24 protein-coding genes are annotated in these 22,772 nt (G+C 73.0%); 12 read left to right on the forward strand and 12 right to left on the reverse strand.

Features of this window, described 5'->3' with window-relative positions; all coding sequences use genetic code 11:
• Complete coding sequence (locus GJR97_RS07435; protein WP_324613268.1) at positions 1 to 1,413, reverse strand: dihydroorotase; 1,413 nt, start codon at positions 1,411 to 1,413, stop codon at positions 1 to 3.
• Positions 1,410 to 2,360, reverse strand: coding sequence for an alpha/beta hydrolase (locus tag GJR97_RS07440; protein WP_154345869.1), 951 nt, complete (start codon positions 2,358 to 2,360; stop codon positions 1,410 to 1,412). The genes GJR97_RS07435 and GJR97_RS07440 overlap by 4 nt, the downstream gene beginning before the upstream one ends.
• A 234-nt stretch (positions 2,361 to 2,594) precedes the next feature.
• On the opposite strand from GJR97_RS07440, the gene GJR97_RS07445 reads away from it, so the two are divergent.
• The 5 genes from GJR97_RS07445 (at position 2,595) to GJR97_RS07465 (ending at position 7,144) form a co-directional block, all read left to right on the forward strand.
• Positions 2,595 to 3,605 (forward strand): putative F420-0 ABC transporter substrate-binding protein, encoded by a 1,011-nt coding sequence (locus GJR97_RS07445; RefSeq protein ID WP_154345870.1) that lies wholly within the window; start codon positions 2,595 to 2,597, stop codon positions 3,603 to 3,605.
• Entirely contained in the window at positions 3,605 to 4,720 is a 1,116-nt protein-coding gene (locus GJR97_RS07450; RefSeq protein WP_229276091.1) for a putative F420-0 ABC transporter permease subunit, read from the forward strand. The genes GJR97_RS07445 and GJR97_RS07450 overlap by 1 nt, the downstream gene beginning before the upstream one ends.
• On the forward strand, positions 4,717 to 5,649 hold the full coding sequence (locus GJR97_RS07455; protein WP_195760657.1) for an ATP-binding cassette domain-containing protein: 933 nt from the start codon (positions 4,717 to 4,719) through the stop codon (positions 5,647 to 5,649). The genes GJR97_RS07450 and GJR97_RS07455 overlap by 4 nt, the downstream gene beginning before the upstream one ends.
• Positions 5,650 to 5,997: 348 nt before the next feature.
• Positions 5,998 to 6,483, forward strand: a complete 486-nt coding sequence (locus tag GJR97_RS07460; RefSeq protein WP_154345871.1) for a hypothetical protein — start codon at positions 5,998 to 6,000, stop codon at positions 6,481 to 6,483.
• Positions 6,484 to 6,517: 34 nt separating this feature from the next.
• A complete protein-coding gene (locus GJR97_RS07465) occupies positions 6,518 to 7,144 on the forward strand; it encodes a pyridoxamine 5'-phosphate oxidase family protein (RefSeq protein ID WP_154345872.1) in 627 nt (208 codons plus the stop codon).
• Between the two features lie 33 nt (positions 7,145 to 7,177).
• On the opposite strand, the gene GJR97_RS07470 is transcribed toward GJR97_RS07465, so the two are convergent.
• From GJR97_RS07470 to cofE, 9 genes are all read right to left on the reverse strand, one after another.
• Entirely contained in the window at positions 7,178 to 7,987 is an 810-nt protein-coding gene (locus tag GJR97_RS07470; RefSeq protein ID WP_229276093.1) for an ABC transporter permease, read from the reverse strand.
• A 94-nt stretch (positions 7,988 to 8,081) separates the two neighbouring features.
• Complete coding sequence (locus tag GJR97_RS07475; RefSeq protein ID WP_324613269.1) at positions 8,082 to 9,101, reverse strand: ABC transporter ATP-binding protein; 1,020 nt, start codon at positions 9,099 to 9,101, stop codon at positions 8,082 to 8,084.
• A gap of 10 nt (positions 9,102 to 9,111) precedes the next feature.
• A complete protein-coding gene (locus GJR97_RS07480) occupies positions 9,112 to 10,422 on the reverse strand; it encodes a LolA family protein (RefSeq protein ID WP_154345874.1) in 1,311 nt (436 codons plus the stop codon).
• A gap of 157 nt (positions 10,423 to 10,579) precedes the next feature.
• Positions 10,580 to 11,614: a glucose-6-phosphate dehydrogenase (coenzyme-F420) gene (fgd, locus tag GJR97_RS07485; protein ID WP_324613270.1), complete on the reverse strand. Its 1,035-nt coding sequence runs from the start codon at positions 11,612 to 11,614 to the stop codon at positions 10,580 to 10,582.
• Complete coding sequence (gene cofC, locus GJR97_RS07490) at positions 11,611 to 12,384, reverse strand: 2-phospho-L-lactate guanylyltransferase (protein ID WP_154345875.1); 774 nt, start codon at positions 12,382 to 12,384, stop codon at positions 11,611 to 11,613. Before cofC ends, fgd begins: the two co-directional genes overlap by 4 nt.
• Complete coding sequence (locus GJR97_RS07495; RefSeq protein ID WP_154345876.1) at positions 12,381 to 13,232, reverse strand: coenzyme F420-0:L-glutamate ligase; 852 nt, start codon at positions 13,230 to 13,232, stop codon at positions 12,381 to 12,383. The genes cofC and GJR97_RS07495 overlap by 4 nt, the downstream gene beginning before the upstream one ends.
• The gene (locus GJR97_RS07500; protein WP_229276148.1) at positions 13,229 to 14,200 is read right to left on the reverse strand and encodes a TIGR03557 family F420-dependent LLM class oxidoreductase; all 972 of its coding nucleotides are present in this window, start codon (positions 14,198 to 14,200) and stop codon (positions 13,229 to 13,231) included. Before GJR97_RS07500 ends, GJR97_RS07495 begins: the two co-directional genes overlap by 4 nt.
• Before the next feature lie 169 nt (positions 14,201 to 14,369).
• Complete coding sequence (locus GJR97_RS07505; RefSeq protein WP_154345877.1) at positions 14,370 to 15,140, reverse strand: GntR family transcriptional regulator; 771 nt, start codon at positions 15,138 to 15,140, stop codon at positions 14,370 to 14,372.
• 91 nt (positions 15,141 to 15,231) lie between these two features.
• Positions 15,232 to 16,014, reverse strand: a complete 783-nt coding sequence (gene cofE, locus GJR97_RS07510; protein ID WP_324613272.1) for a coenzyme F420-0:L-glutamate ligase — start codon at positions 16,012 to 16,014, stop codon at positions 15,232 to 15,234.
• A gap of 98 nt (positions 16,015 to 16,112) precedes the next feature.
• Here cofE and GJR97_RS07515 point away from each other — a divergent pair, with 98 nt between their 5' ends.
• The 6 genes from GJR97_RS07515 to GJR97_RS07540 all read left to right on the forward strand — a co-directional run bounded on the left by GJR97_RS07515 (position 16,113) and on the right by GJR97_RS07540 (position 21,366).
• Positions 16,113 to 16,478: a hypothetical protein gene (locus tag GJR97_RS07515; protein WP_154345878.1), complete on the forward strand. Its 366-nt coding sequence runs from the start codon at positions 16,113 to 16,115 to the stop codon at positions 16,476 to 16,478.
• A gap of 9 nt (positions 16,479 to 16,487) precedes the next feature.
• Positions 16,488 to 16,997: a DUF6328 family protein gene (locus GJR97_RS07520; RefSeq protein ID WP_229276098.1), complete on the forward strand. Its 510-nt coding sequence runs from the start codon at positions 16,488 to 16,490 to the stop codon at positions 16,995 to 16,997.
• 118 nt (positions 16,998 to 17,115) lie between these two features.
• Positions 17,116 to 18,606: a cell wall-binding repeat-containing protein gene (locus GJR97_RS07525; RefSeq protein WP_154345879.1), complete on the forward strand. Its 1,491-nt coding sequence runs from the start codon at positions 17,116 to 17,118 to the stop codon at positions 18,604 to 18,606.
• Positions 18,607 to 18,729: 123 nt separating this feature from the next.
• The gene (locus GJR97_RS07530) at positions 18,730 to 19,575 is read left to right on the forward strand and encodes an exodeoxyribonuclease III (protein WP_154345880.1); all 846 of its coding nucleotides are present in this window, start codon (positions 18,730 to 18,732) and stop codon (positions 19,573 to 19,575) included.
• A 64-nt stretch (positions 19,576 to 19,639) separates the two neighbouring features.
• Entirely contained in the window at positions 19,640 to 20,902 is a 1,263-nt protein-coding gene (locus GJR97_RS07535; RefSeq protein ID WP_154345881.1) for a serine/threonine-protein kinase, read from the forward strand.
• Entirely contained in the window at positions 20,899 to 21,366 is a 468-nt protein-coding gene (locus GJR97_RS07540; RefSeq protein WP_154345882.1) for a hypothetical protein, read from the forward strand. The genes GJR97_RS07535 and GJR97_RS07540 overlap by 4 nt, the downstream gene beginning before the upstream one ends.
• A 6-nt stretch (positions 21,367 to 21,372) precedes the next feature.
• Here GJR97_RS07540 and GJR97_RS07545 read toward each other — a convergent pair whose 3' ends face one another.
• Positions 21,373 to 22,209 (reverse strand): SDR family NAD(P)-dependent oxidoreductase, encoded by an 837-nt coding sequence (locus GJR97_RS07545; RefSeq protein ID WP_154345883.1) that lies wholly within the window; start codon positions 22,207 to 22,209, stop codon positions 21,373 to 21,375.
• 70 nt (positions 22,210 to 22,279) lie between these two features.
• Here GJR97_RS07545 and GJR97_RS07550 point away from each other — a divergent pair, with 70 nt between their 5' ends.
• A complete protein-coding gene (locus GJR97_RS07550; RefSeq protein ID WP_195760634.1) occupies positions 22,280 to 22,762 on the forward strand; it encodes a GNAT family N-acetyltransferase in 483 nt (160 codons plus the stop codon).
• Positions 22,763 to 22,772: the final 10 nt, after the last annotated feature.

A 22,772-nucleotide genomic window follows, 5' to 3' on the forward strand; every position in this document is an offset into this window, starting at 1 on the left:
TCAGTTCCCTTCCGTTCCGGCCGTCTCGGCCGCGAGTTCGGCCGGAGCGGCCGCGAGCTTCCCGTACCCGGGTTCGCCGACGACGGCGCCGTCGGCGTAGACGTCCCGGCCGCGCACGAGGGTGCGCTCGATCCGGGTGCTGATGGTGCGGCCGTCGTACGGCGTCCAGCCGATCTTCGAGAGCACGTCGTCGTTCGTGATCGTCCACTCGTGCTGCATGTCGGCGATCACGATGTCGGCGTCCGCGCCGACCTCGAGCGCACCCTTGACGCCCGCCAGGCCGAACTTCTCGGCCGGGATGCGGGCGACCATGTCGACCGCGCGCTCGAGGGTCAGCTCGCCTCGGTTGACGGCGTCGAGCATGAGCTCGTAGTAGAACTGGATGCCCGGCGTGCCGGTGTGCGCGCTCCACATCTCGGTCCAGCCGATCTCCTTCTCCTCGCGCGTGTGCGGCGCGTGGTCGGAGCTGGCGATGTCGATCGTGCCGTCGCGCATGCCCTCCCAGATCGCCGCGCGGTTCTCGTCGGGCACCCAGTACGACAGCGCGTACGGACCGAGCGTCTCGACGTCGCCCCACGTGGAGAGGAACGGCGCCCAGTGGTTCACCTCGCAGGTCACGTCGACGCCGGCGGCCTTCGCGCGACGGACCGCCTCGATCGAGCGGCGCGTCTGGATGTGCGCGATGTGCACGGGGCATCCGGATGCCTCGGCCAGGCGCAGCACGACATCGATCGCCGTGTCCCAGATGACGCCCTCGCGCGCGGCGTACGCCGACGCGTAGCCCTGCGGAGTGTTCTCGCCGCGCGCCAGCACCTCGCCCTCGATGTAGTCCATGAGCGCCTGGTCATGCGGGTGGACGATGAACCGCTTGCCGGTGCCGGCGATGCGGTCCATGATCTGCAGCAGGTGGCCGTGGTCGTGGATGCCAGTGCCCGCCGGGTGCGGGTAGGTGCGACCGGTGTCGACGACCATGTAGATCTTGTAGGCGTTGATGCCCATCTTGGCCATCGGCACGATGTCGTCGAACTTCGTCGGCGCCGGGTTGTGGTTCCAGTCCACGATCGAGGTCGACGCGTAGCGCTCGAAGACGTCGGTGAGCGTCTCGACGTCGACCGTCGGGGGGTTGAGGTTGGGCATGCCGAAGATCGTCGTCACGCCGCCCGCGGCGGCCTGCCGGGTGGTGGTGAGGATGTCGTCCTTGTGCTCGTAGCCCGGTTCGCGGGTGTGCACGTGGACGTCGACCATGCCGGGCAGCACGAGCCGTCCGGTCGCGTCGATGGTGCGGGCGGCGTCGACGGCGACGCCCGGCGCGACGAGGCCGGCGATCCGGCCGTCGTCGACGAGCAGGTCTGCGGTGGTCGGGCCGGACGGCGTCACGACGACGCCTCCGGCGATCCTGAGGTCGATGGTCACTGCGGTGCCTCCATGCGCTGGATCGACTCGCCCTCGCCGGGCGAGCGGGTGGTGCGGACGTCGACGTGGCTCGGTCGCACGTGGCGGTCGAGCCAGTCGACGATCAGCGGGGTGGTCTGCTCCCAGTAGCGGTCGTACGCGGCGTAGTGGGTGGTGTGCCGCTGCATGACGAGCTGCTTGGGGCCTCGCGCGGCGGCGTAGAGCCGCTCGGCGTGGTCGGTGGGGGTGGTCGCGTCGCCCTCAACGCCGATGACGAGCAGCGGCGTCGTGAGTCGGGCCGCCGCGTCGATCGGCCGGTAGCCGAGGATCTCCTCGGCGCACGAGAGCGGGATGGCGGACGGGATGCGATCGTCGACGTCGGCCTTGATCGTGGTCGCGCGCCGCTCGGGAGTCGGCACCATGATCTCCTCGCGGGGATGCACGAGCCGGCCCGTGCCGGTCGTGACGCGCTGTCGGCGGTCTGCGTCGAGCCCGGCCAGGAAGGCCAGCCACTCGTGCTCCTGCCGCATCCGGTGCAGCCAGTCGGTGCCGTCGGCGACGGGCACCTGGCTGACGGCGGCCTTGACGCGCGGGTCGGCATCGGCGAGGAGCACGGCGTTGCCGCCGCCGGTGCCTCCGGTGCCGAACACGCCGATCGCGTCCGCGACGACGTCGTCGCGCGTGGTCAGGTACGTGACCGCGTTCACGAGGTCCTGCAACTGCCGCGCCGGTGAGAGGATGCCTCGGTCGCCGCCCGAGTCGCCGAAGCCGCGGTAGTCGAACACGAGCACCCCGAATCCGGCGGCGACGAGCGCCTCGTGGTAGCGCACGTAGAGCCTGGCGTCCTTGAGCCCGAGCCATCCGGGGCCCTGGACGATGGCCCGGTGCGGGCCGGGGCCGTCGGGGGTGCGCCAGAGCCCGGCGAGGCGGTCTCCCTCGCTGTGGAACTCGACCGGTGTCGTCTGCATGGATGCGACGTCCTTCCGTTGAACGCTGCGACGCGTGGTTCGGGTGCATTCCGTCACCCGTGTTCTGGATCATGCCCTATTTTGGATCCAGAATCCAGTATTGAATCCCTTTCGATCGCGTGGAATGATGACGAGTGACCGCCGGCTCGGATTGGCCGGTCGGGCCGGCCCGGGATTGGGCCGCGAGTCGCCGACGTTCGTCGGATCACGCACGCACGCCATCCCGGAGGTCCCATGCACACGTCCACCCGACACCGAACCCGCACCGCGCTCGTCATCGCGCCGCTCGCAGCCGCGGCATCCGTCGCCCTGCTCGCCGGTTGCGCCCAGACGGCGAACGCCGGCGGTGCCGCCGAGGCGGAGCCCGCCGCCTCCGGCTTCCCCGTCATCGTCGACAACTGCGGCACCGAGGTCACCTTCGAGTCCGCCCCCGAGCGCGTGATCACGGTCAAGTCGTCGACGCTCGAGCTCCTCCTCGCGCTCGGCCTCGAGGAGCGCGTCGTCGGCGCCGCGTTCACCGACGGTCCCGTCCCCGACGAGTACGCCGACGCGGCCGCGGGCATCGAGATCCTCTCCGACAAGGTGCCGTCGCAGGAGGCGACGCTCGCCGCCGAGCCCGACCTCGTCTTCGCCGGCTGGGAGTCGAACCTCACCGCCGAGGGCGCGGGCGACCGCGACACGCTCGAGCAGCTCGGCGTGCACACCTACGTCGCGCCCGCCGCCTGCAAGGAGGAGGGCTACATGCCCGACCCGCTGACCTTCGACGGAGTGTTCGCCGACTTCGAGGAGGCCGGCGCGATCTTCGGAGCGACGGATGCCGCCGCCGACCTCGTCGCGGAGCAGCGCGCGGCGCTCGAGGCGATCGAGCCGAACGACGAGGACCTCACCGCGCTCTGGTACTCCTCCGGCGACGACCAGCCGTTCGTCGGCGCCGGCATCGGCGCGCCGCAGATGATCATGGATGCCGCAGGGCTGACGAACGTCGTCGCCGACGTGCACGACACCTGGACCTCGCTCTCCTGGGAGGCGGTCGTCGACGCGAACCCCGACGTGATCGTGCTGGTGGATGCCGCATGGAACACCGCCGAGTCGAAGATCGAACGGCTCGAGGCCAACCCCGCGACGGCCGCGATGCCCGCGGTGCAGGCCGGTCGCTACGTGATCGTGGACTTCCCCTCCACCGAGGCGGGCGTCCGCAACGTCGACGCGGTCGCCGCGATCGTGGAGCAGCTCGGAGCGCGCTGATGGCGATGCAGGTGGGCAGGGCGACGGCTGGCGCGACGCGGCCGTCCGGCGACCCCGCCCGCCGGTCGCCGTCTCCGTCGGGCCGGTCGTCGGCCCCTCGGCGCACCGGGACGGCGACCGCGTTCGGCGTCGGGGTCGCGCTGGTCGCGCTGCTCGCGGCATCCGTCGTGCTCGCCGTGACCATCGGGCCGGCCGGCCTGGCCCCCACCGACGTGCTCGCCTCGATCGCCGCGCATCTCGGGCTCGGCGAACCGACGCTGACGCCGCTCCGCGACGCGATCGTGTGGGAGCTGCGCATGCCGCGCGTGCTCACCGCCGCGGCCGTCGGCGCCGGGCTCGCGATCTGCGGCGTCGTCATGCAGGCGCTCACGCGCAATCCGCTCGCCGACCCGTACCTGCTCGGCCTCTCCTCGGGTGCGTCCGTCGGCGCGGTCGTCGTCCTCGTGCTCGGCATGGCCGTCGCCCTGCCCGTCGCCGCCTTCGCCGGCGCCCTCGCAGCCCTCGCCGCGACGCTCGGCCTCGCCCGCGCCGCGGGCGGCCTCAGCCCGACCACGACCGTGCTCGCCGGACTCGCGGTCTCGGCGGTGTTCGGCGCCGTGACGAGCCTCGTCATCTTCTGGAGCGCCACGACCGACAGCTACCGCGAGATCCTCAACTGGCTGCTCGGCTCCCTCTCCGGGGCGGACTGGCCCGCCGCGGCACTCGCGGGCGCCGCGATCGCGGTCGTCGGACTGCCGCTGCTCGCGACCGGGCGCACGCTCGACGCGTTCGCGTTCGGCGACACCGCGGCATCCGCCCTCGGGGTGCACGTGACGCGCACGCGCGCGCTGCTGCTCGTCGCGACCGCGCTGCTCACGGGCGCCCTCGTCGCGGTGAGCGGGGCGATCGGGTTCGTCGGGCTGATCCTGCCGCACGCCGTGCGGCTCGTCGTCGGCTCCCGTCACCGGGCGCTGCTGCCCCTCTCGGCGCTCGCGGGTGCGGTCTTCCTGGTCTGGGTGGACACGGGCGCACGGACGCTGTTCGACCCGCGCGAGCTGCCGGTCGGGATCCTCACGGCGCTCGTTGGCGGCCCGGTGTTCGCCGCGCTGCTGCTGCGCGCCCGGAGGGCCTCGTGAGCGCCGGGGCCCAGCCGGGATCGGCCCAGCCGGGTGCGGGCCGGGCGGGCGACGGGCTCGAGGGCTCGCGCGTCTCGTTCGCGCGCGGATCGCGGCTCGTCGTCGACGGGGTCGACATCACCGTGCCGCGCGGCGCCGTCGGCGCACTCCTCGGACCCAACGGTGCCGGAAAGTCGACCCTGCTCCACCTCGTCGCGGGCGTCGAGCAGCCCGAGGTCGCGGCGCTCACGCTCGACGGCGACGACCTCGTCTCGCTGCGGCGGCGCGACCGGGCGCGGCGCATGGCGCTCGTCGAACAGGACGCGCAGGCGCCCGACGGCCTCGACGTCGAGCACGTCGTGGGCCTCGGGCGCATCCCGCACCAGTCGGCGTGGGGCGGCGACTCGGCCCGCGATCGCGAGGTCGTGGCACGTGCGCTCGCCGCCGCCGACGCGGCCGCGTTCGTCGGCCGGCGCTACGACGAGCTGTCGGGCGGCGAGCGCCAGCGCGTGAACCTGGCGCGGGCGCTCGCGCAGGAGCCCGAGCTGCTGCTGCTCGACGAGCCCACGAACCACCTGGACATCCGGTCCCAGCTCGCGACGCTCGGGCTGCTCCGCCGGCTGGCCGACGATGGGCTCAGCGTGCTCGCCGCCCTGCACGACCTCTCGCTCGCGGCGTCCTACGCCGACCACGTCGTCGTGCTCGCGAACGGCGTGGTCGTCGCGGCCGGCGAACCGTCCGACGTGCTCACCCCGCCCCTCATCCGCGCGGTCTGGGGCGTCGAGGCGAGCGTGCTGCGCCATCCGTCGACCGGACGGCCGCTGCTCGCGTTCGCGCCGGCCGGCGCGGATGCGCCCCCAGCCCCAGGGGCGGGCGGCGCGGATGCGCCCCCAGCCCGAGGGGCGGACGAGCCGGCCCGACCCCTCGGTTCGGCCTCCGCTCCCGCCTGATCCGGCCCTCCGCCCGCCGGGCCGGCTCTGCCCTGCTGCTGCGCTGGCCCGATCCCGCGCCTGCCCGGCCCGGCCTGCCAGGGCCGCCTGCCAGGGCCCGGCGCTCCGTGGCCCGCCCGCTCGGTCTGCGCCACATCCCGTTCGGGAGGAACTTCTCCACCGTGCCCGGCGTGTCGCGGTCGGACACGCCGCCGAGTGTTCGGAAGTTCCTCCCGAACGAACGGCGGGCGCGGCAGGTGGCGGAGCGCGGGGCGAGCGCGGCGGGCAGGGGCGAGCGCGGCCGAAGGCCGGCCGGCCGGCGGGCGCGACGGATGCCACGGGCGCGCGCATCGGCGTAGCGTGTCCGCCATGGCACAGGTGACGGAGGACCGCCGAGCGCTGCTCGAGTCGGTCGCGGAGGAGTTCCTGCACAACTCGTGGCGCGGGAGGCGCCTCGTGGCGGTCGAGGGCGCCTCGGAGGCGCCGGCAGCTCGATTCGCCGACGCCCTCGCCGCGACCCTCGTCGAGCGCGGGCAGCGCGCCGTGCGGGTCTCGGTGGGCGACATCGACGAGGCCACGCTCCGCTCCGCGACCGTCGAGCCGTTCCGCGCCGGCACGCTCGCGGGCGCCGAGGACGACGACGCCGTCCTCGTCATCGACGGCCGACGACTCCTCAACGACGGCGTCCGCGGCATCTGGCACTTCACGGTGTGGACGCTCGCGGCCGACGAGCTCCCCCACGCCGCGACCAACGTCATCATCGACCTCACCGACGAGGCGGCGCCCACCCGGTACTTCTACGACCTCTGCAGGCTCCCGCCGAGCATCGGCGAACGGCGGGCCGAGGCCGGCTGAGGAACCCGGCCGCGCCGGGTGCAGGATGGGAGCCATGAGCGAACGCGGCATCCCCGTGACCAGTGCCGGAGAGCTCGAGGAGATCCTCGGCGCCCCGACGAAGGCGGCGGCCGAGAAGGTCCGTGACCGCCTGGACGAGATCGATCGGGAGTGGCTGGCCGCGGCATCCCTCGCCTTCGTCGCGACGAGCGACGAGCACGGAGACCTCGACGTCTCGCCGAAGGGCGACCCGGCCGGGTTCGTGCACGTGCTCGACGACACGAGCATCGCGATCCCCGAACGGCCGGGGAACCGGCGCGCCGACGGCTTCCACAACGTGCTGCGGAACCCGCACGTCGGACTCGTCTTCATCGTGCCGGGGCGCGGCGACACGCTCCGCATCAACGGGCGCGCCACGATCGTGCGCGATGCGCCGTTCCTCGACGGCATGGTCGTGAAGGGCCATCGCCCTGCGCTCGCACTCGTCGTCGACATCGACGAGGTGTTCTTCCACTGCTCGAAGGCGTTCCTGCGATCGCAGGCCTGGAGGCCCGAGACCTGGGCGCCCGACGCCGTCCGACGGCGGGCGCTCATCGCCAAGGCCCTCGAACGACCCGAGGCGGATGTCGCCGAGCTCGACGAGTACTACGGGCCGTCGTACGCCGAGCGCATCTACGGGTAGCGCGCGGGCGCGCCATCCGTCGCCCCGACCGCGCTACGACAGGATGTCGCGCGTCGCGAACCGCCAGGCCGCGAGCCCGCCGAACACCGCGATCCACGCGGCCTGCAGCAGCGCGTTGTCGCCGAAGGACTCCCACGACGGGGGTGAGCGCAGCAGGTCGTCGAAGTCGAACCAGCGGTCGGAGAACAGGAAGGGGTGCACCCACTCCAGCTGCGGGATCGCGCCCACGATCTGCGCGACGACGGCGAGGATCGCGGTCGCGGCCATCGCGCCCACCGGCACGACGGTGAGCGTCGAGGCGAGCAGCCCGATCGCCGAGAGGCCGAGCATCGACACCGCGACGTACGCGCCGATCGCGAGCAGGCGGAGCAGCCCCTCGCCGACCGGGATCTGCCCGCCGGAGAGCAGCGTCACCGGGCCGATCGGGAACAGCGCCCAGCCGATGAGCGTACCGACGACGATCACGGTCAGGGCCGCGGCGAGGCAGAACACGGCCGCGACCGCGTACTTGACCGCGAGCAGTCGCAGCCGGCCCGCCGGGGCGATGAGCAGGTAGCGCAGCGTTCCATGGCTCGCCTCGCCGGCGATGGCGTCACCCGAGACGACCGCGATCGTGAGCGGGAGGAACAGCGGGGTGGCGACCACCAGCGCGGTCATCCCCACGAAGAGGCCGTTGCCGGCGACCTGGTCGAGGAACGCCGGACCGCGGCCGGGGCCGGACGGGCCGGCGATGCGGATCGCGATCGCGATGAGGATCGGGATGAGCCCGAGCGACGCGAGCATCGCCCACGTCCGCCATCGGCGGAAGAGCGTCGCCGTCTCGGACGCGAAGAGCGAGGCCATGCCGCCTCGTCGCAGCCGTCGGACCGCCGGCGGGACGGGGGGTTCGGACGCCGCAGCGTCGCCGGCACCCAGCGCGCCGACGGTGGCGGATGCCTCAGCCGACGACATCGAAGCCCTCCCCCGTCAGCTCGACGAAGCGCTGCTCGAGGCTCGTGCGCCGGATCGCGAAGCCGCGCACGCGGACGCCGTCGCGCACGAGCGCGGCGACGACGGCCTCGGCCGCGGGCTGGTCGGCGGCCGGGTCGTCGGCGGCACGGCCGCCGGGAGCTCGGTCATCGGACAGCGCGGCGGTGACGAGCGCGTCCCCGTCCCCGGCAGACGCCGCCGCCTCCACCGGGGCGGCCGCCGCGGCATCCGTCACCAGGCCGATCCGGGCCAGGACGGCGCGCGCCGCGTCGGGATCGGGCGTCAGCACCTCGACGCGCGACGCGCCCGAGCGGCGGAACTCGTCGAGCGTGCCCTGGGCGACGAGCCGCCCCGCGCTCATCACGCCGACGTGCGTGCAGAGCTGCTCGACCTCCGCGAGCAGGTGGCTCGAGACGAACACCGTGGTGCCGTCGGCCGCGAACGAGCGGATCAGGGATCGCACCTCGCGCGTGCCCTGCGGATCGAGTCCGTTCGTCGGCTCGTCGAGCACGAGCAGGTCGCGCGGCATGAGCAGCGCGTTCGCGAGCCCGAGGCGCTGCTTCATGCCGAGCGAGTACGCGCCGGCCTTCTTGCGGGCGGCGTGCGAGAGGCCGACCCGGTCGAGGGCCTCGGCGACCCGGCGGCCGCGCGTGGACGGCGAGGCGTGCCGGTCGGCGGCGTCGAACCGCGCGAGGTTCGCCGCACCCGAGAGGAACGGCGCGAACGCGGGCCCCTCGACGAGCGCGCCGACCCGGGGCAGCACGTCGTCGAGCCCCTTCGGCATGTCCGTGCCGAGCACGCGGGCGGTGCCGGCGGTCGCGCCGACGAGCCCGAGCAGCATGCGGATGGTCGTCGTCTTCCCCGACCCGTTCGGCCCGAGGAACCCGAACACCGACCCGCGCGGCACGGCGAGGTCGATGCCGTCGACCGCGACCTGGGCGCGGAAGCGCTTGGTGAGCCCGTGCGTCTGGATCGCGAGGTCGCTCACCGGCGGCCCGTCAACGACCCGACTCGGCGTACGCGACGAGGGCGTCGACCGGAACCGACCCGGCGAACACGCGGCCGTCGTCGGTGAACAGCACCGACATGAGCGACGTCTGGAGTGCCCGGCCGCCGTCGACGGGGGTCGTGAGCGCGCCGAGCAGGTCGAGCGCCTCGCCCTCGGCGAAGGGCGGCTCGGTGGCGGGCGCGACCGAATCCGCGCCGTCGGCGTCCGCGGAGTCGCCGCCCCCGGCTCGGTGCCCGGCCGTCATCTCCGCGACCGTCGCGGCATCGAGCTCGACCACCGTCGCCCAGCCCTGGCCGTGCACGATCGGTCGCGGCAGGTCGGCCGTGGCATCCGCCTCGGACTCGGCCCGCGCCTGCGCGTCGGCGATCCACTGCCTGAGCTCGTCGACCGTCGGCAGCGGCAGCGCCTCCTCCTCGACCGCGAACGCGTCGCTCGGCTCGAACGCGAACACCGCCGGGTCGGGCGCCGCGAACGAGACGTCGGTGAACCCGGTCTCGAACGCCGGTGCGTCGGCACCGCGCGCGGTGACGGATGCCGCGAGCGCCGCCCCGTTCTCCCCGTCGATCGCGACGCGGATCTCGCCGACGAGCGTCTCGTCGGTTCGCGGCTCGAGCACGAGCTCGTACGCGTCGCGGCCCGCGACGCGCCCGTCGGTCCCGACGGAGACCGCCGTGGTCTCGTCGAGCCGATCGAGCGCGCGGTCGAGCAGTTGCTGGGGGGTGGGCAACTGCTCGCCGTCGGGCAGTCCGGCCTCGGCCTCGGCCCTCGCCTCGTCGGCGAGGCGATCGAGCTCGGCCTCCAGCCCCTCGACGTCGGCGTCGTCCGCGACGCCCAGCCGGGTGGCGGTCTGCGTCTCGGAGTCGACGAACCATGCTTCGCCGGGGCTCAGGTACACGTTGCGCTCGGCCATCCGGTCGAGCACCTGCAGGCGTGCGTGGTCGCTGTCGAGGTAGACGTTCGCGTCGAAGCTCCCGGTCGCGAGGGACACCAGCTCTCCGAGCGTGTCGGATGCCGCGGCATCCGCCTCGGAGTCGTTCGCGCCGCTCGCGCCGCCGCCCATGAGCGTGCCGAGGTCGGGCAGGCCCAGCTCGGAGCGCTGCTCGATCGTGCCGGACAGCGCGTCGACGTCGCCGGCCTTCGCGAACGCGACGAGCTCCTCGGGAGTCTTGTCGGGCAGGTCGACCGACGCGTTCGCCTGCATCGGGACGAGGATGGCGAGCGCGATCGCGACGGGCACCCCGATGGCGGGAACGACGGTGCGGGCTCGGAAGCGGGACGGCCCGGTGCGGCGTGGGCTCATGTCCTCAGGCTACGCCCGCGCCGCCCGGCTCCGCCCGCTGCGGAGCGAACTGACAGGATGCCGACGAGCGTTCGGGAGGAACTTCCTGCCGGGGCCCGGCGTGTCGCGACGGGACACGCCGGGCGCCGGGCAGAACTTCCTCCCGAGGCCGTGCGGCTCAGGCGCCCGGGAGCGCCCGCAGCCGCGGCGCGAGGTCGCGCTCGAACAGCTGCAGGAAGCGACGCTGGTCATGGCCGGGCGCATGGAACACCAGGTGGTCGAAGCCCCAGTCGACGTACTGCCCGACCTGCGCGACCACCTCATCGGGGTCGGTGCCCACGATCCAGCGCTTCGCGATCTGCTCGATCGGCAGCGCGTCGGCGGCCCGCTCCATCTCGACGGGGTCGGTGATGTCGTGCTTCTGCTCCTTCGAGAGCGACAGCGGCGACCAGAACCGGGTGTTCTCGAGCGCGGCGTCCTCGCTCTCCTCGTACGAGAGCTTGATCTCGATCATCCGGTCGTACTGCTCGAAGGTGCGGCCGTCTGATCGGGCCGAGAGCCCCTCCTTCACGGCTGGCATGAGCTGGTCGGCGTAGAGCTCGGCCCCCTTGCCCGACGTGCAGATGAACCCGTCGCCGGCCCGGCCGGCGTATTTCGCGACCTGCGGCCCTCCGGCGGCGATGTAGATCGGCACGCCGCCGTCCGGACGGTCGTAGATCGACGCGTCGTGCGTCGAGTAGTACTCGCCCTCGAAGCTGACCTGGTCCTCGCCGCTCCAGAGGGCTCGCATGAGCCGGACCGCCTCGCGGAGGCGTGCGTAGCGCTCGCGGAACTCCGGCCACTCCTGCGCTCCGGCGCCCTGGAAGCCCGTCGCGATCTCGTTGAGCGCCTCGCCGGTGCCGAACCCGGCGATGACGCGGTCGGGGTACAGCACGCCGAGCGAGGCGAACGCCTGGGCGAGCACCGCGGGGTTGTACCTGAAGGTCGGCGTCATCACGCTCGTGCCGATCCTCACGTTCGAGGTGCGCTCGCCGACGGCCGCCATCCACGTGAGCGAGAACGGGGCGTGCCCGCCCGTGTGCCGCCACGGCTGGAAGTGGTCGCTCGTCCACACCGACTCCATGCCGTGCGCCTCCGCGGCGACGGCGATCTCGACGAGCTCGCGCGGGTCGAACTGCTCGGCGCTGGCCTTGTATCCGAGGGTGAGGGTCACGATGCTGCCTTCCTGTCTGCGCCGTGGGGCGCGATTGCGGCGCCCGTGGGCGCGGTCGGTGGGTCGAGCGGATGCCGCGGGCCGCGGCCGTCGTCGGGGCTGAGGCGCTCGGCGAGACCGCGGACCACCGCTGCGGTCCGGGCGCGGACGCCGAGCCCGATCGCCTCGCGCAGTTCGTCCCCGGTGTCGACGTCGCGTCGGAGCCCCGGCGCGATCGACGTGGGCTGTTCGGCGACGAGGTCGGCGAAGCCGGCCGCGCGGTGGAGTGCCGCCGAGTCGGGGCCGAAGTGCGCCGTCATCGGCACGTCGGCGAGCGCGGTCGCGAGCGTGGTGCCCGTCCCATCGGCGTCCGCCACGAACGCGAGCGGATGCCGCGCGGCCGCCTCGAGCGCCGCATCGAGGTCCCGGGCGCCGACGCCTGGCAGGTCCCCGAGCAGCACCGCGACTGCTCCCGCCCGTCCCGCGCCGCGGGCGACGGCGACGCCATGCGAGATCGCGGCGGCGAGACCGCGCGGACCGAACTCGGGCACGACGTCGACGCCCGGGACGCCGCGCAGCTCGTGCTCGACGACCGGCTCATCGGACACGACCACCACGCGCTCCACGGCGCGCGCCGCACGCGCGGCGTCGATCGTGTCGAGCGCGAACGCGCGAGCGAGCGCCGCCCGCTCCGCGGGCCCGAGCTCCGGCGCGAGCCGCGTCTTCGCGGCCGTGAGCGACTTGACCGGCACGACGACCGTCCAGCCGGGCGCTTCGCCTCGTCGGGTCATCGGTGCACCCGCTCCCGCTCGGTCGCGGCGAGCGCCGCGGCGAAGCCCTCGGCGAAGCCGATCGAGCGGCCCGCGGAGTACCCGGCGGTGCGGCCGGCCACCGCGCCCTGCGCCATGGCCTCATCCGTGCCCAGGCGGAACAGGTCGCGTTCGGCGGGCCTCGCGATGGACCGAGCGCCCGGCAGGTCGAGCGGTCCGACGAGATGGCCGAGTCCCGAGACGACGGCGACGGGACATCCCCTCGCCTTGCCCTTCACGAGGTCGCCGGCTGCGGCGAGCTCGTCGGCGACGCACGGCATGGTGACCGAGAGGGGCTTGCCCGCGGCATCCGTCGTGCCCCTGAGGTCGTCGAAGACGTGCACGCCGGCGGCGCCGATCGCGATGTCGGTCTGTCCCTCGCGCCACGGCCGGCCGAGGGTGTCGCTGAGGATCACCCCGACCCGGTGACCGGTTCGCGACCGCAGGCCCTCGGCGATCGAGCGGGCGGATGCGTCGGGGTCGGCCGGGAGCAGGAGCACGGTGCCGTCCTCGGTGTTGCTGGCATCGACGCCCGCCGCGGCGGCGACGATGCCGAGGCGGTTCTCGACGATGCGCGTGACCCCGCCCTCGTGCGCCCGGGTCGCCACGACTCGCACCGTCTCGTCGGTGATGGCCTGCTCCCGGTCGGCCGCACGCACGATCCGCCCTTCGGCCTTCGAGACCACCTTCGAGGTGACGACGAGGATGTCCCCCTCGGCGAGCGTCTCGCCGGCGGACGCGAGGATGACCTCCACGAGGTCGTCACCGGGGCGGACCTCGCCGATGCCCTCGAGCACGCGTACGGCGAGCGCCGGGGCTGCCGGCCTCATGCGCGCAGCCCCGGCAGGACCTCGCGGCCGAAGACCTCGAGGAACTGCTCCTGGTTGCGGCCGACGTTGTGCAGGTAGATCCGGTCGAATCCGAGATCGAGGTGGCGCTGGAGGTGCGCGCGATGCGCGTCGGGGTCGGAGGATACGAGCATCCGCCCCTGGAAGTCCTCGGGCCGCACGGTTCGGGCAAGCTGCTCGAACTCGAAGGGCGAGCGGATGTCGCTGCGGGAGAATCGCATGCCGCCGATCGGCCACTCGGTCAGGGCGTTCCGCATCGCCTCGGCGTCGGTCTCGGCCCACGACACGTGCAGTTGCAGGACGCGGGGCATCGTGCTCGCGTCGCGGCCCGACTCGCGCGCACCCTCGGCGAACCTGGCGATGAGCGCGGCGAGTCGGTCGTACGGCCCGCCGGTCGTGATGAGCCCGTCTGCGATCTTGCCGGCTCGCCGGGCCGTGACCGGACCTGCAGTTGCGACGAGCACCTTGGGTGCCACCGGCGGCATGGTCCAGAGTCGCGTCGTCTCCATGCGGAAGTGCGGGCCGTGGTGACGGACCTCGCGCCCGGCGATCGACGCGGCGAAGAGCTTCCGGATGACCTCGACCGCCTCGAACATGCGTGCGATGCGCTCGTGCGCCTCGGGCCAGTACTCACCCACCACGTGCTCGTTGAGGGCCTCGCCCGAGCCGATCCCCAGCCAGTGGCGACCCGGGTACATCGAGGCGAGCGTGGCACTGGCCTGCGCGACCACCGCGGGGTGCGTGCGGAAGGTCGGCGTCGTCACCCCCGGGCCGAAGTCGCCGCTGGTGCGTGCACCGATCGCGCCCAGCACGCTCCAGACATGCGCGGACTGACCTTGCTGCGGCAACCAGGGCTGGAAGTGGTCGGTCGCCATGACGCCGGAGAACCCGTGCCGCTCCGCCAGTTCCGCGTACGCGACCGCGTCGGATGGAGGGAACTGCTCGAGCATCGCGGCGTAGCCGATGTGCACTGACACCCCTCCATCCTGACGCGTCGTCGCAGTGGTGTCATTCGGGGCCGGTCGGCCCGAACGGCGGGTCCACTCCCACATTCTCATTATTCCGGATACTGGATCCAGAATGCAACCACAAGTCGTCAAGGGCGTGCGATCGCTCGCATCAGCTCCGCGATCGCCGCCGGGTCGGCGCCGCCTTCGCGAGCGACTCCGCCTCGAGCATGTCGAGCACTCCGTCGCGCACGCCCTCGAGGTGATGGCGCAGCAGCGCCACGGCCTGCTCGACATCGCCGGCCGCGACGGCGTCGGTCAGTTCGTCGTGCGAGTGATGGTGCGTGTCGTCTCCGACCAGCCGCCATCCGAGCATGTACCTGCCGACCTTGAGGCGGAGCTGCTCGATGAGCTCCCACTGGATCGGTCGCCGAGCTGCGTCGTAGAGCTCCGCGTAGAACGCGGTCCTGGCGTCGACGAAGTCCCCGCCCTCCTGCTTCGCGTCAGCGGTTCGCCCGAGTTCGCGCAGGCGGGCCAGGCGCTGGTCGGTCATGTCGGCCATCGAGTGGCGCAGCGCCTCGGTCTCCAGCAGGATCCGGAGCTGGTAGACCTCACGGGCCTGCTCGGACGACAGCGACTTGACGACGGCACCCCGTCGATCATGGAACTCGACCAGTCCGTCGGACTCGAGTTGGATGAGCGCGGACCGGACGGGCAGCCTCGAGACCCCGATCAGCTCGGCGAGCGTCTCCTGTCGCAGCTTGTGCCCGGGAGGGAGCGTCCCGTCGAGGATGGCCTCGCGGATGATGTCGTAGGCCATGACCCCCACCGACCGATAGCCGGCGGCGTGGCGGCCGGCGAGCCTCGCGAGGGCGGATTCCGGATCGCGCGGCGCTTCGGTCCCGATGAGCTCGTCCGCTCCGTTGCTTTCGCCTGCCGTCATGGGTCCCGAATGTATCGGAAAGATCACGACGAAGTCTGCATCTTGGATCCAGAAATCTCGGGGCGCGATGAACGGGCACGCGCCACCAGCGTCACTCCGGGCGCAGCGGCCCCTCGGCCTGCGCCTCGTCGAAGCCGGCGCGATACCCCTCGTCGTACGCCTCCTCGGCCCCCTGGCGGAACATGTCGCGGTCCGCGGGCCGGACGATCGACCGCGCACCGGGCAGGTCGAGGTCGCCGACGAGGTGGCCGAGCCCGCGGACGATCGCCACCGGCACCCCCGCGGACTTTCCCTTCACGAGTTCGGCCGCTCCGGCGAGCTCGTCGGCCACGCACGGCATCGTCACCGCGAGGGGCTTGCCCGAGGCATCCGCCTGCCCCCGCAGGTCGTCGAAGACGTGCACGCCCGCAGCGCCGATCGCGATGTCGGTCTGACCCTCGCGCCACGGCCGGCCGAGCGTGTCCGAGAGCAGCACGCCCACCCGGGCGCCGGTGAGCGAGCGGATGCCGGTGGCCAACGCCCGCGCTGACGCGTCGGGATCGACGGGCAGGAGCAGGACGGTCCCCTCGGGGGCGTTCGACGCGTCGACGCCCGCGGCGGCGCCGATGATGCCGAGCCGGTTCTCGACGATCCGGGTCGTGTACTCACCCGTCTGGCGGGTCGCGACGACGCGGACGGTCTCGTCGGTGATGGCCTGCTCGCGATCATCGGCGCGGACGACGCGCCCCTCAGCCTTCGACACGATCTTCGACGTCACGACGAGGATGTCGCCGTCGGCGAGCGGCTCGTCGACCGCGCCGACGATGAGCGCCGCCAGGTCCACGCCGGCGCCGACCTCCGGCAGCCCGCCGACGCCCTCGATGCTGTACCTCACGCTCCGCCCTCCGCTCGACCGTCCTCACATCTTGGCAGCAGCCCCGGCCGCTGCCAGACTTCGGGTGTGCGTGCGGGGGCGCGCCGTAGGGGGGTCGGATGTCCGAGGTCGTCGCCGCGCCGGCGAAGCGGCCCGTGATCGTGTGGGACCTGGTGCTCACCATCGTGCTCCTCGTGGTCATGGCCGGGCTGGCGTTCGTGCTGCTCTTCTTCTCGTTCTTCCTCGCGTTCGCGGGCGACTCGTGCGGGGCTTCCTCGGTCTGCGATGTCGACCGCATCGGCACGGGGATGCTCGTCGCGATGATCCTGCCGATCGTCGTCGCCGTGCTCGCGCTCGTCGCCGCGGTCGTCGTGCTGGTCGTCAAGCGCCTCGCCTTCTGGATCCCGCTCGTCGGGATGGTGCTCATGGTCGGCGCTTTCGCGCTCGGCGCGGCCATCACCGCGTCGGGCGTGCAACCGGCGTAGCATCCGGCCATGCCCTCTCACGCGATGGACGGCGCGGACCGCACGACCGCCGCCGAAGAGCGCCACGAGACCGAGGCGGAACGCCAGGACCGGAAGTTCAACGACATCCTCCAGGAGCTCCGCGTCGTCATGACGGGCACGCAGCTCATCACGGGGTTCCTGCTGGCGGTCGCGTTCCAGCCGAAGTTCGCCGAACTCGAGGCGCAGGAGGTGGTGCTCTACCTCGCGCTGGTCGTGCTCGCGACGACGGCGACGATGCTGGGGCTCGCGCCCGTCATCCTGCACCGGCAGCTCAGCGGCAAGAAGCAGAAGGACCGGGTCGTGCGCATCGCGAACACGCTGCTGCTCATCCTGCTCGTCGTCGTGTCGCTGGTGGCCTCGGGCGTCGCGATGCTCATCTTCGACGTGACCGTGAACCGACAGGCGGGCTACATCGCCGGCGGGGTCGCGCTCCTGCTGCTGCTGGCGTTCTGGACCGTGGTGCCGCGCATCGGCGAACGCGAGCCGCGGAGGGGCTGAAGCGCGCGCCGAATGCGCCTCGAGCGGGGGTGTGGCGCACCGGATCGTCGGCCGCATAGCATGTGGCCGAGGGGCCGCCCGAGCCCCGAAACCCTACGACCCTGAAAGGGATCCGACGATGGTCTCTGCCGCCCCCACGGGGCTGCGACACGCTTCCGTGTTCGCTGCAATCCTCATCCTCGCCGGCGCCGGCGCACTGCCCGCGCATGCCGCCGAACCCGACCGCCCGCTGGCGCAGTCACACGCCGCGGAGGCCGAGCAATCGCCCACCGACCCGCTCGCACCGCGCGACGGCCGATCGCTCGGCGTCTCCGCCACGACCGCCGCTGCCGGATCCCCGGATGCGTCGATGAGCCTCCGCGCCGCGGGGACGGGTTCGATCTCGGGGACGATCGGGGAGCTGATCGACTACAACACGGCGGCGCCGCTGGACGGCGCGACGGTGACGGCGTTCACCTACGACGACGTGACGGACACCCTCTCCGCCCCGGTCGCGAGCGGAACGAGCGCCTCCGACGGGTCCTACTCGATCGCCGGACTGGAGACCGGCGAGTACGTCGTGCTGGTGGAGGACGGTACGGCCGGCTCGAAGCTGCTGCCCGACTTCTACCCCAACCAGGCGTTCGCCGCCTATGCGACGCCGGTCGCCGTGACCGACGGCCAGGACTCCCCCGGCATCGACGAAGTACTCGCGCCGATGCTGAGCGACTACATCGCCGGCGCCACCCGGTACGAGACCTCTGCGGCGATCTCGGCGGAGTTCCCGTCGGGGGTGGACTGCGTGTACGTCGCGTCGGGACAGAACTTCCCCGACGCGCTCAGCGCGGCACCGGCGGCGGCAACCTGCGGCGGCCCGCTCCTGCTCGTGCAGCCGACCGCGGTCCCCACCGCCATCGCAGACGAGCTCACTCGCCTCAGCCCCGAGACGATCTACATCGCCGGCGGGACGGTCGCCGTCTCGGCGGGCGTGCAGTCCACGCTCGCGGGCCTCGTCCCGGGCGCCGACGTGGTGCGGTACGCAGGTGCCGACCGCTTCGCCACCTCGCGCATGATCGTCGACGGCGCGTTCGGCTCGACCACGTTCGTCTGGATCGCGACCGGCCTCAACTTCCCTGATGCGCTCGCCGCGAGCAACGCCGCGGCGGCGTACCGCGAGCCCGTGCTGATCGTCCCGGGCACTGCGGCATCGCTCAACGCCGCGACGATGACGACCATCGCGAACCGTTCCCCTGAGGCCATCGCCATCGCGGGCGGCACCGCCGTGGTGTCCACGGGCATCGAGAACCAGCTGTGGGCGCTGTACGGGATGATCCGCCTCGCCGGCGCGGACCGGTACGCCACGTCGGTGGCGATCAACGAATGGGCCTGGAGCGTGCCCGACGGGGCGTACTCGGTGTTCGCGTTCGTCACGAACGGCACCAAGTTCCCCGATGCGCTCTCGGGGGCGGCACTCGCCGGCGGCCTGGCGTATGCGCCGATGTACACGGTTCCGCCGCGGTGCGTGCCCGACGCCGTGCAGGACCACATCGCCGCCCTCGGCGTCTACGAGACGTACCTGCTGGGCTACTTCTCCGAGATCTCGTTCGAGGAGCCGCTCAAGCGCTGCTGACCCGCTGCGCCGACGTGGAGGGGGTGCCGACGGCTCGGCGCCCCCTCCCTCCGTCGGACGCCCCGTCGATCGGCGCGGTCGGCCCGGCGAGCGCGGTCGGCGGCCGACCATAGGCTTGCATCCATGCGCATCGCCACCTGGAACGTCAACTCGATCCGCACCCGATACGGCCGTGTCGTCGACTGGATGGTGCGCGAGGACGTCGACGTGCTCGCGATGCAGGAGATCAAGTGCAAGCCCGAGCAGTTCCCGCACGAGGCGTTCGAGCAGGCCGGCTACGAGCTCGCCCTCCACGGCCTGAACCAGTGGAACGGGGTCGCGATCGCCAGCCGCCTGCCGATCGCCGACGTCGAGACCGAGTTCCCCGGAATGCCCGGCTTCCTCAAGGGCCATGAGGGTCCCGACCTGCCGAAGGAGGCGCGCGCGATCGGCGCGACGGTCGACGGCATCCGACTCTGGAGCCTCTACGTTCCCAACGGCCGCTCGCTCGGCGACCCGCACTACACGTACAAGCTCGACTGGCTCGCGGCGCTCGCCGACCTCGCGCGCGCCGAGACGTCGGCGCACCCCGGGCGCCCGTTCGCACTCATGGGCGACTTCAACATCGCCCCGCTCGACGAGGACAACGGCGACCCGACCGTCATCGAGGGCGTCACCACGCACGTCTCCCCGCCCGAGCGGGCGGCGTTCCGCGCCCTCGAGGACGCGGGGATGACCGACGTCGTCCGGCCCATCGTCCCGACGGGCTACACGTACTGGGACTACAAGCAGCTCCGCTTCCCGCGCAACGAGGGCCTGCGGATCGACTTCGTGCTCGGCTCGACGGCGTTCGCCGACCGGGTGACGGATGCCTCGATCCACCGCAACGAGCGCAAGGGCGACGGGCCGAGCGACCACGTGCCCGTGCTCGTGGAGCTCGCGCACGAGGAGGCCGGCGACGACGACGACCTGCCGATGATCTTCGGCTGAACGACTGGGCCGCCGGTTCGCAACCCCGGACGGACATCCAGCGCGAGGGGTTACCCTTCGTCAGATGGACTCCCCCACGGAACAGGTCGCGAACTCGGCGACCGACCCGGTCCTCGGCTCGACGCTCGCCGACCGGTACCGCGTCGACGGCCTCATCGGGCGCGGCGGCATGGCCGCCGTGTACCGCGCCGACGACCTCGCACTCGGCCGGCGCGTCGCCGTGAAGGTCTTCACGGCCTCGACCGAGGGCATCGACGACGCCGACCGCCGTCGTTCCGAGACGGCGCTCCTCGCGAGCCTCACCCACCCGGCCCTCGTCACGCTCTACGACGCGGCCAAGGATCCGGCGAGCCGCCGCGAGTTCCTCGTGATGGAACTCGTGGAGGGCGAGGACCTCAGGAAGGTGCTCGAGCGCGGCCCGGTCTCCCGGCGCGACGCGGCGCGGATGCTCGCGGACCTCGCCGAGGGGCTGCACGTGATCCACGCGCGGGGCATCGTGCACCGCGACGTGAAGCCCGCGAACGTGCTGCTCGCGCCCGCGCACCTGCCGACCCGGCGCTGGAACGCGAAGCTCGCGGACTTCGGCATCGCGCGGCTGCTCGACGAGTCGCGGCTGACCGCGACGGGGCGCATCATCGGCACCCCCGGCTACCTCAGCCCGGAGCAGGTCCGAGGCGAACCGGTCGGCAGCAGTGCCGACGTGTACGCGCTCGGACTCCTCATGCTCGAGTCCCTCACCGGCGCCCAGCCGTTCCCCGGTCCGGCGCTGGAGTCGGCGAGTGCACGCCTCGTGCGCGATCCGGCCATCCCGTCCGAGCTCCCGCGCGACTGGCGCGACCTCCTGGCCGCGATGACGGCTCGGAATCCCGCGGATCGGCCGACCGCGCTCGACGTTGCGCTCGCGACGGAGTCGCTCGGGGTCGACGACGGCGCGCAGACTCGTGGAGATGAGCCGACCGTCGCCCTCACCCACGCCCCGGCGACGGAGGACGACACGCGCGTCCTCCCGGCGACCCGGGTCGTCCCCGCGGCATCCGACGACGCCACGGCGGCCACGCGCGTCATGACCGGGGTCGCCGCGCCGACGCCCGCCGCCGACCGAGCCGAGGACCCTGCCGGACGCAGGCGCCTGCCGCGGCGCATGATCCTCGCACTCGCCTCCGCGGCGGTGCTCATCGGTGCGCTCGTGGTCGTGCCGATCACCGTCGGCGCGCTCACGGGGGGCGATGCCGGAACCGGCCCCACCCCGTCCGAAGCCCCGATGCCGAGCGTCGACGGAGACCTCGGAACCCATCTCGACCAACTGGAGGAGGCGGTCTCGCCATGACGATCCGACTGCGCCGCGCGCTGTCCGCGGCATCCGTCACGGTCGCGCTGGCCGTCGGCCTCGCCGGCTGCGCTGCCGGGCCGGGGAGTTCTGCGGGCGACGCGAGCGGGTTCCGGGCACAGGTCGTCTCGATCGCCGAGTCGTCCTCGACCGGCGACTTCGCAGACGCCCTCGCACGCCTCGACGCGCTGCAGGCCGAGGTCGACGCGGCAGCCGCCGACGGTGGCCTCGATGCCGACCGCGCGGCGAGCATCGCCGAGGCGATCGCGCTCGTGCGAGCCGACCTCGAGGCGGCGATCGCCGCGGCCACGCCGAGCCCCGAGCCGTCCCCGACGCCGACCGAGACCTCGGACGACGGGGATTCGGACAACAGCGGACCGGGCAACTCGGAGGACAACGGCGGCGAGGGCAACGGCGACGACAAGCCCGGCAAGGGCAAGGGTCGCGACAAGGGCGGCGACTGAGTCGGCTCAGTCGCGCCCCGTGAACCGCTCCATCGAGCGGTAGACGCCGAAGCCGTCGCCGACGACGCGGTCGAACACTCGGGTCGGAAGGATGCCGCGCAGCCCGCGGGAGAGCCGGACGCTCGCCGGCAGTTCCACCAACGGGCGCCCGGCGAGCATCGCGCGCCAGACGCGATCCACGACGACGTCGGGCTCGAGCACGGGCGCGAGCAACGGGCCGCGCGCGCCGCGGAACATGCCCGTCGAGATGTACGAGGGCGTCACGGTGGTGACGGTCACGTGCCGGTGACCCGCCTGCTCGAGCTCGAGCCGCAGCGAGTCGCTCCAGCCGTTGAGCGCGGCCTTCGACGCGGCGTAGACGGCCATGCGCGGGTTCGCGAGCGTTCCCGCGGCGCTGCCGACGTTGACGATCCGCGCCGGCCGCCCCCGCGCGATCATCGCCGGCAGGAACTCGCGCGTGACGTACATCGGCGCGAGCGCGTTGACGAGCATGGTCGGACGCACGTCCTCGCCGCTGTCGGTCTCCCAGAAGTAGGCGTTCCCCCGGACGATGCCGGCGTTGTTCACGAGCACGTCGGGCGTGCCGAGCTCCCGCCGGACCCGGTGCGCGGCCTTCGCGATCGCACCCGACTCGGCGACGTCGACCACGTAGGAGCGCACCCGGGTGCGGCCCTTCGCCTGCCGGCCGAGTTCGTCCGCGGTCCGCGCGAGCGATGCGGCGGCACGGTCCCAGAGCACGACGGATGCCGCGCCCTCCGCGACGGCCCGCTCGGCGTACATGCGCCCCATGCCGCCCGCCGCGCCGGTGATCAGGAGGTTCGCGCCCCGAACGGTTCTCGCCATGGGGTTCATTCTCGCAAGGCCGGCGGGCCGAGTCGCATCGCGGGGGAGTCGGCACGGCAGAATCCACCGTATGGATGACCCCGAGGTGCGACTCGTCCGGATGACCGACGCAGAGGTCGCCGCGTGGCTGCCCGGCGCGATGGCGCACTACGAGCAGGCGCGTCGCGAGGCCGGCGACACCCCCGAGCAGGCGGCGGCGGGCCGGAGGGCGTCCGAGGAGCGGTTCTTCCCCGGGGGCCGGCCGGTCGAGGGGCAGCTGCTGCACTCGATCCGACTCGGCGACGAGGACGCCGGGTGGCTCTGGCTCGGTCCGTGGGACGAGCACGGCGAGCTGTGGTGGGTCTGGGACCTCGAGGTGCATCCGTCGTTCCGTCGGCGCGGCGTCGCCCGCCGGGCGATGCTCGCGGGTGAGGAGGTCGCCCGGGAGCACGGCGCGTCCCGGCTCGGGCTGAACGTGTTCGGCTACAACGACGGTGCGATCGCGTTGTACCGCGACCTCGGCTACGAGGTCGCCTCGCTGCACATGGCGAAGGCGCTCCGAACCGACCGGTGAGCCGCCCCGT

The organism is Agromyces kandeliae, assembly GCF_009674665.1.
GTDB classification, from domain to species: domain Bacteria; phylum Actinomycetota; class Actinomycetes; order Actinomycetales; family Microbacteriaceae; genus Agromyces; species Agromyces kandeliae.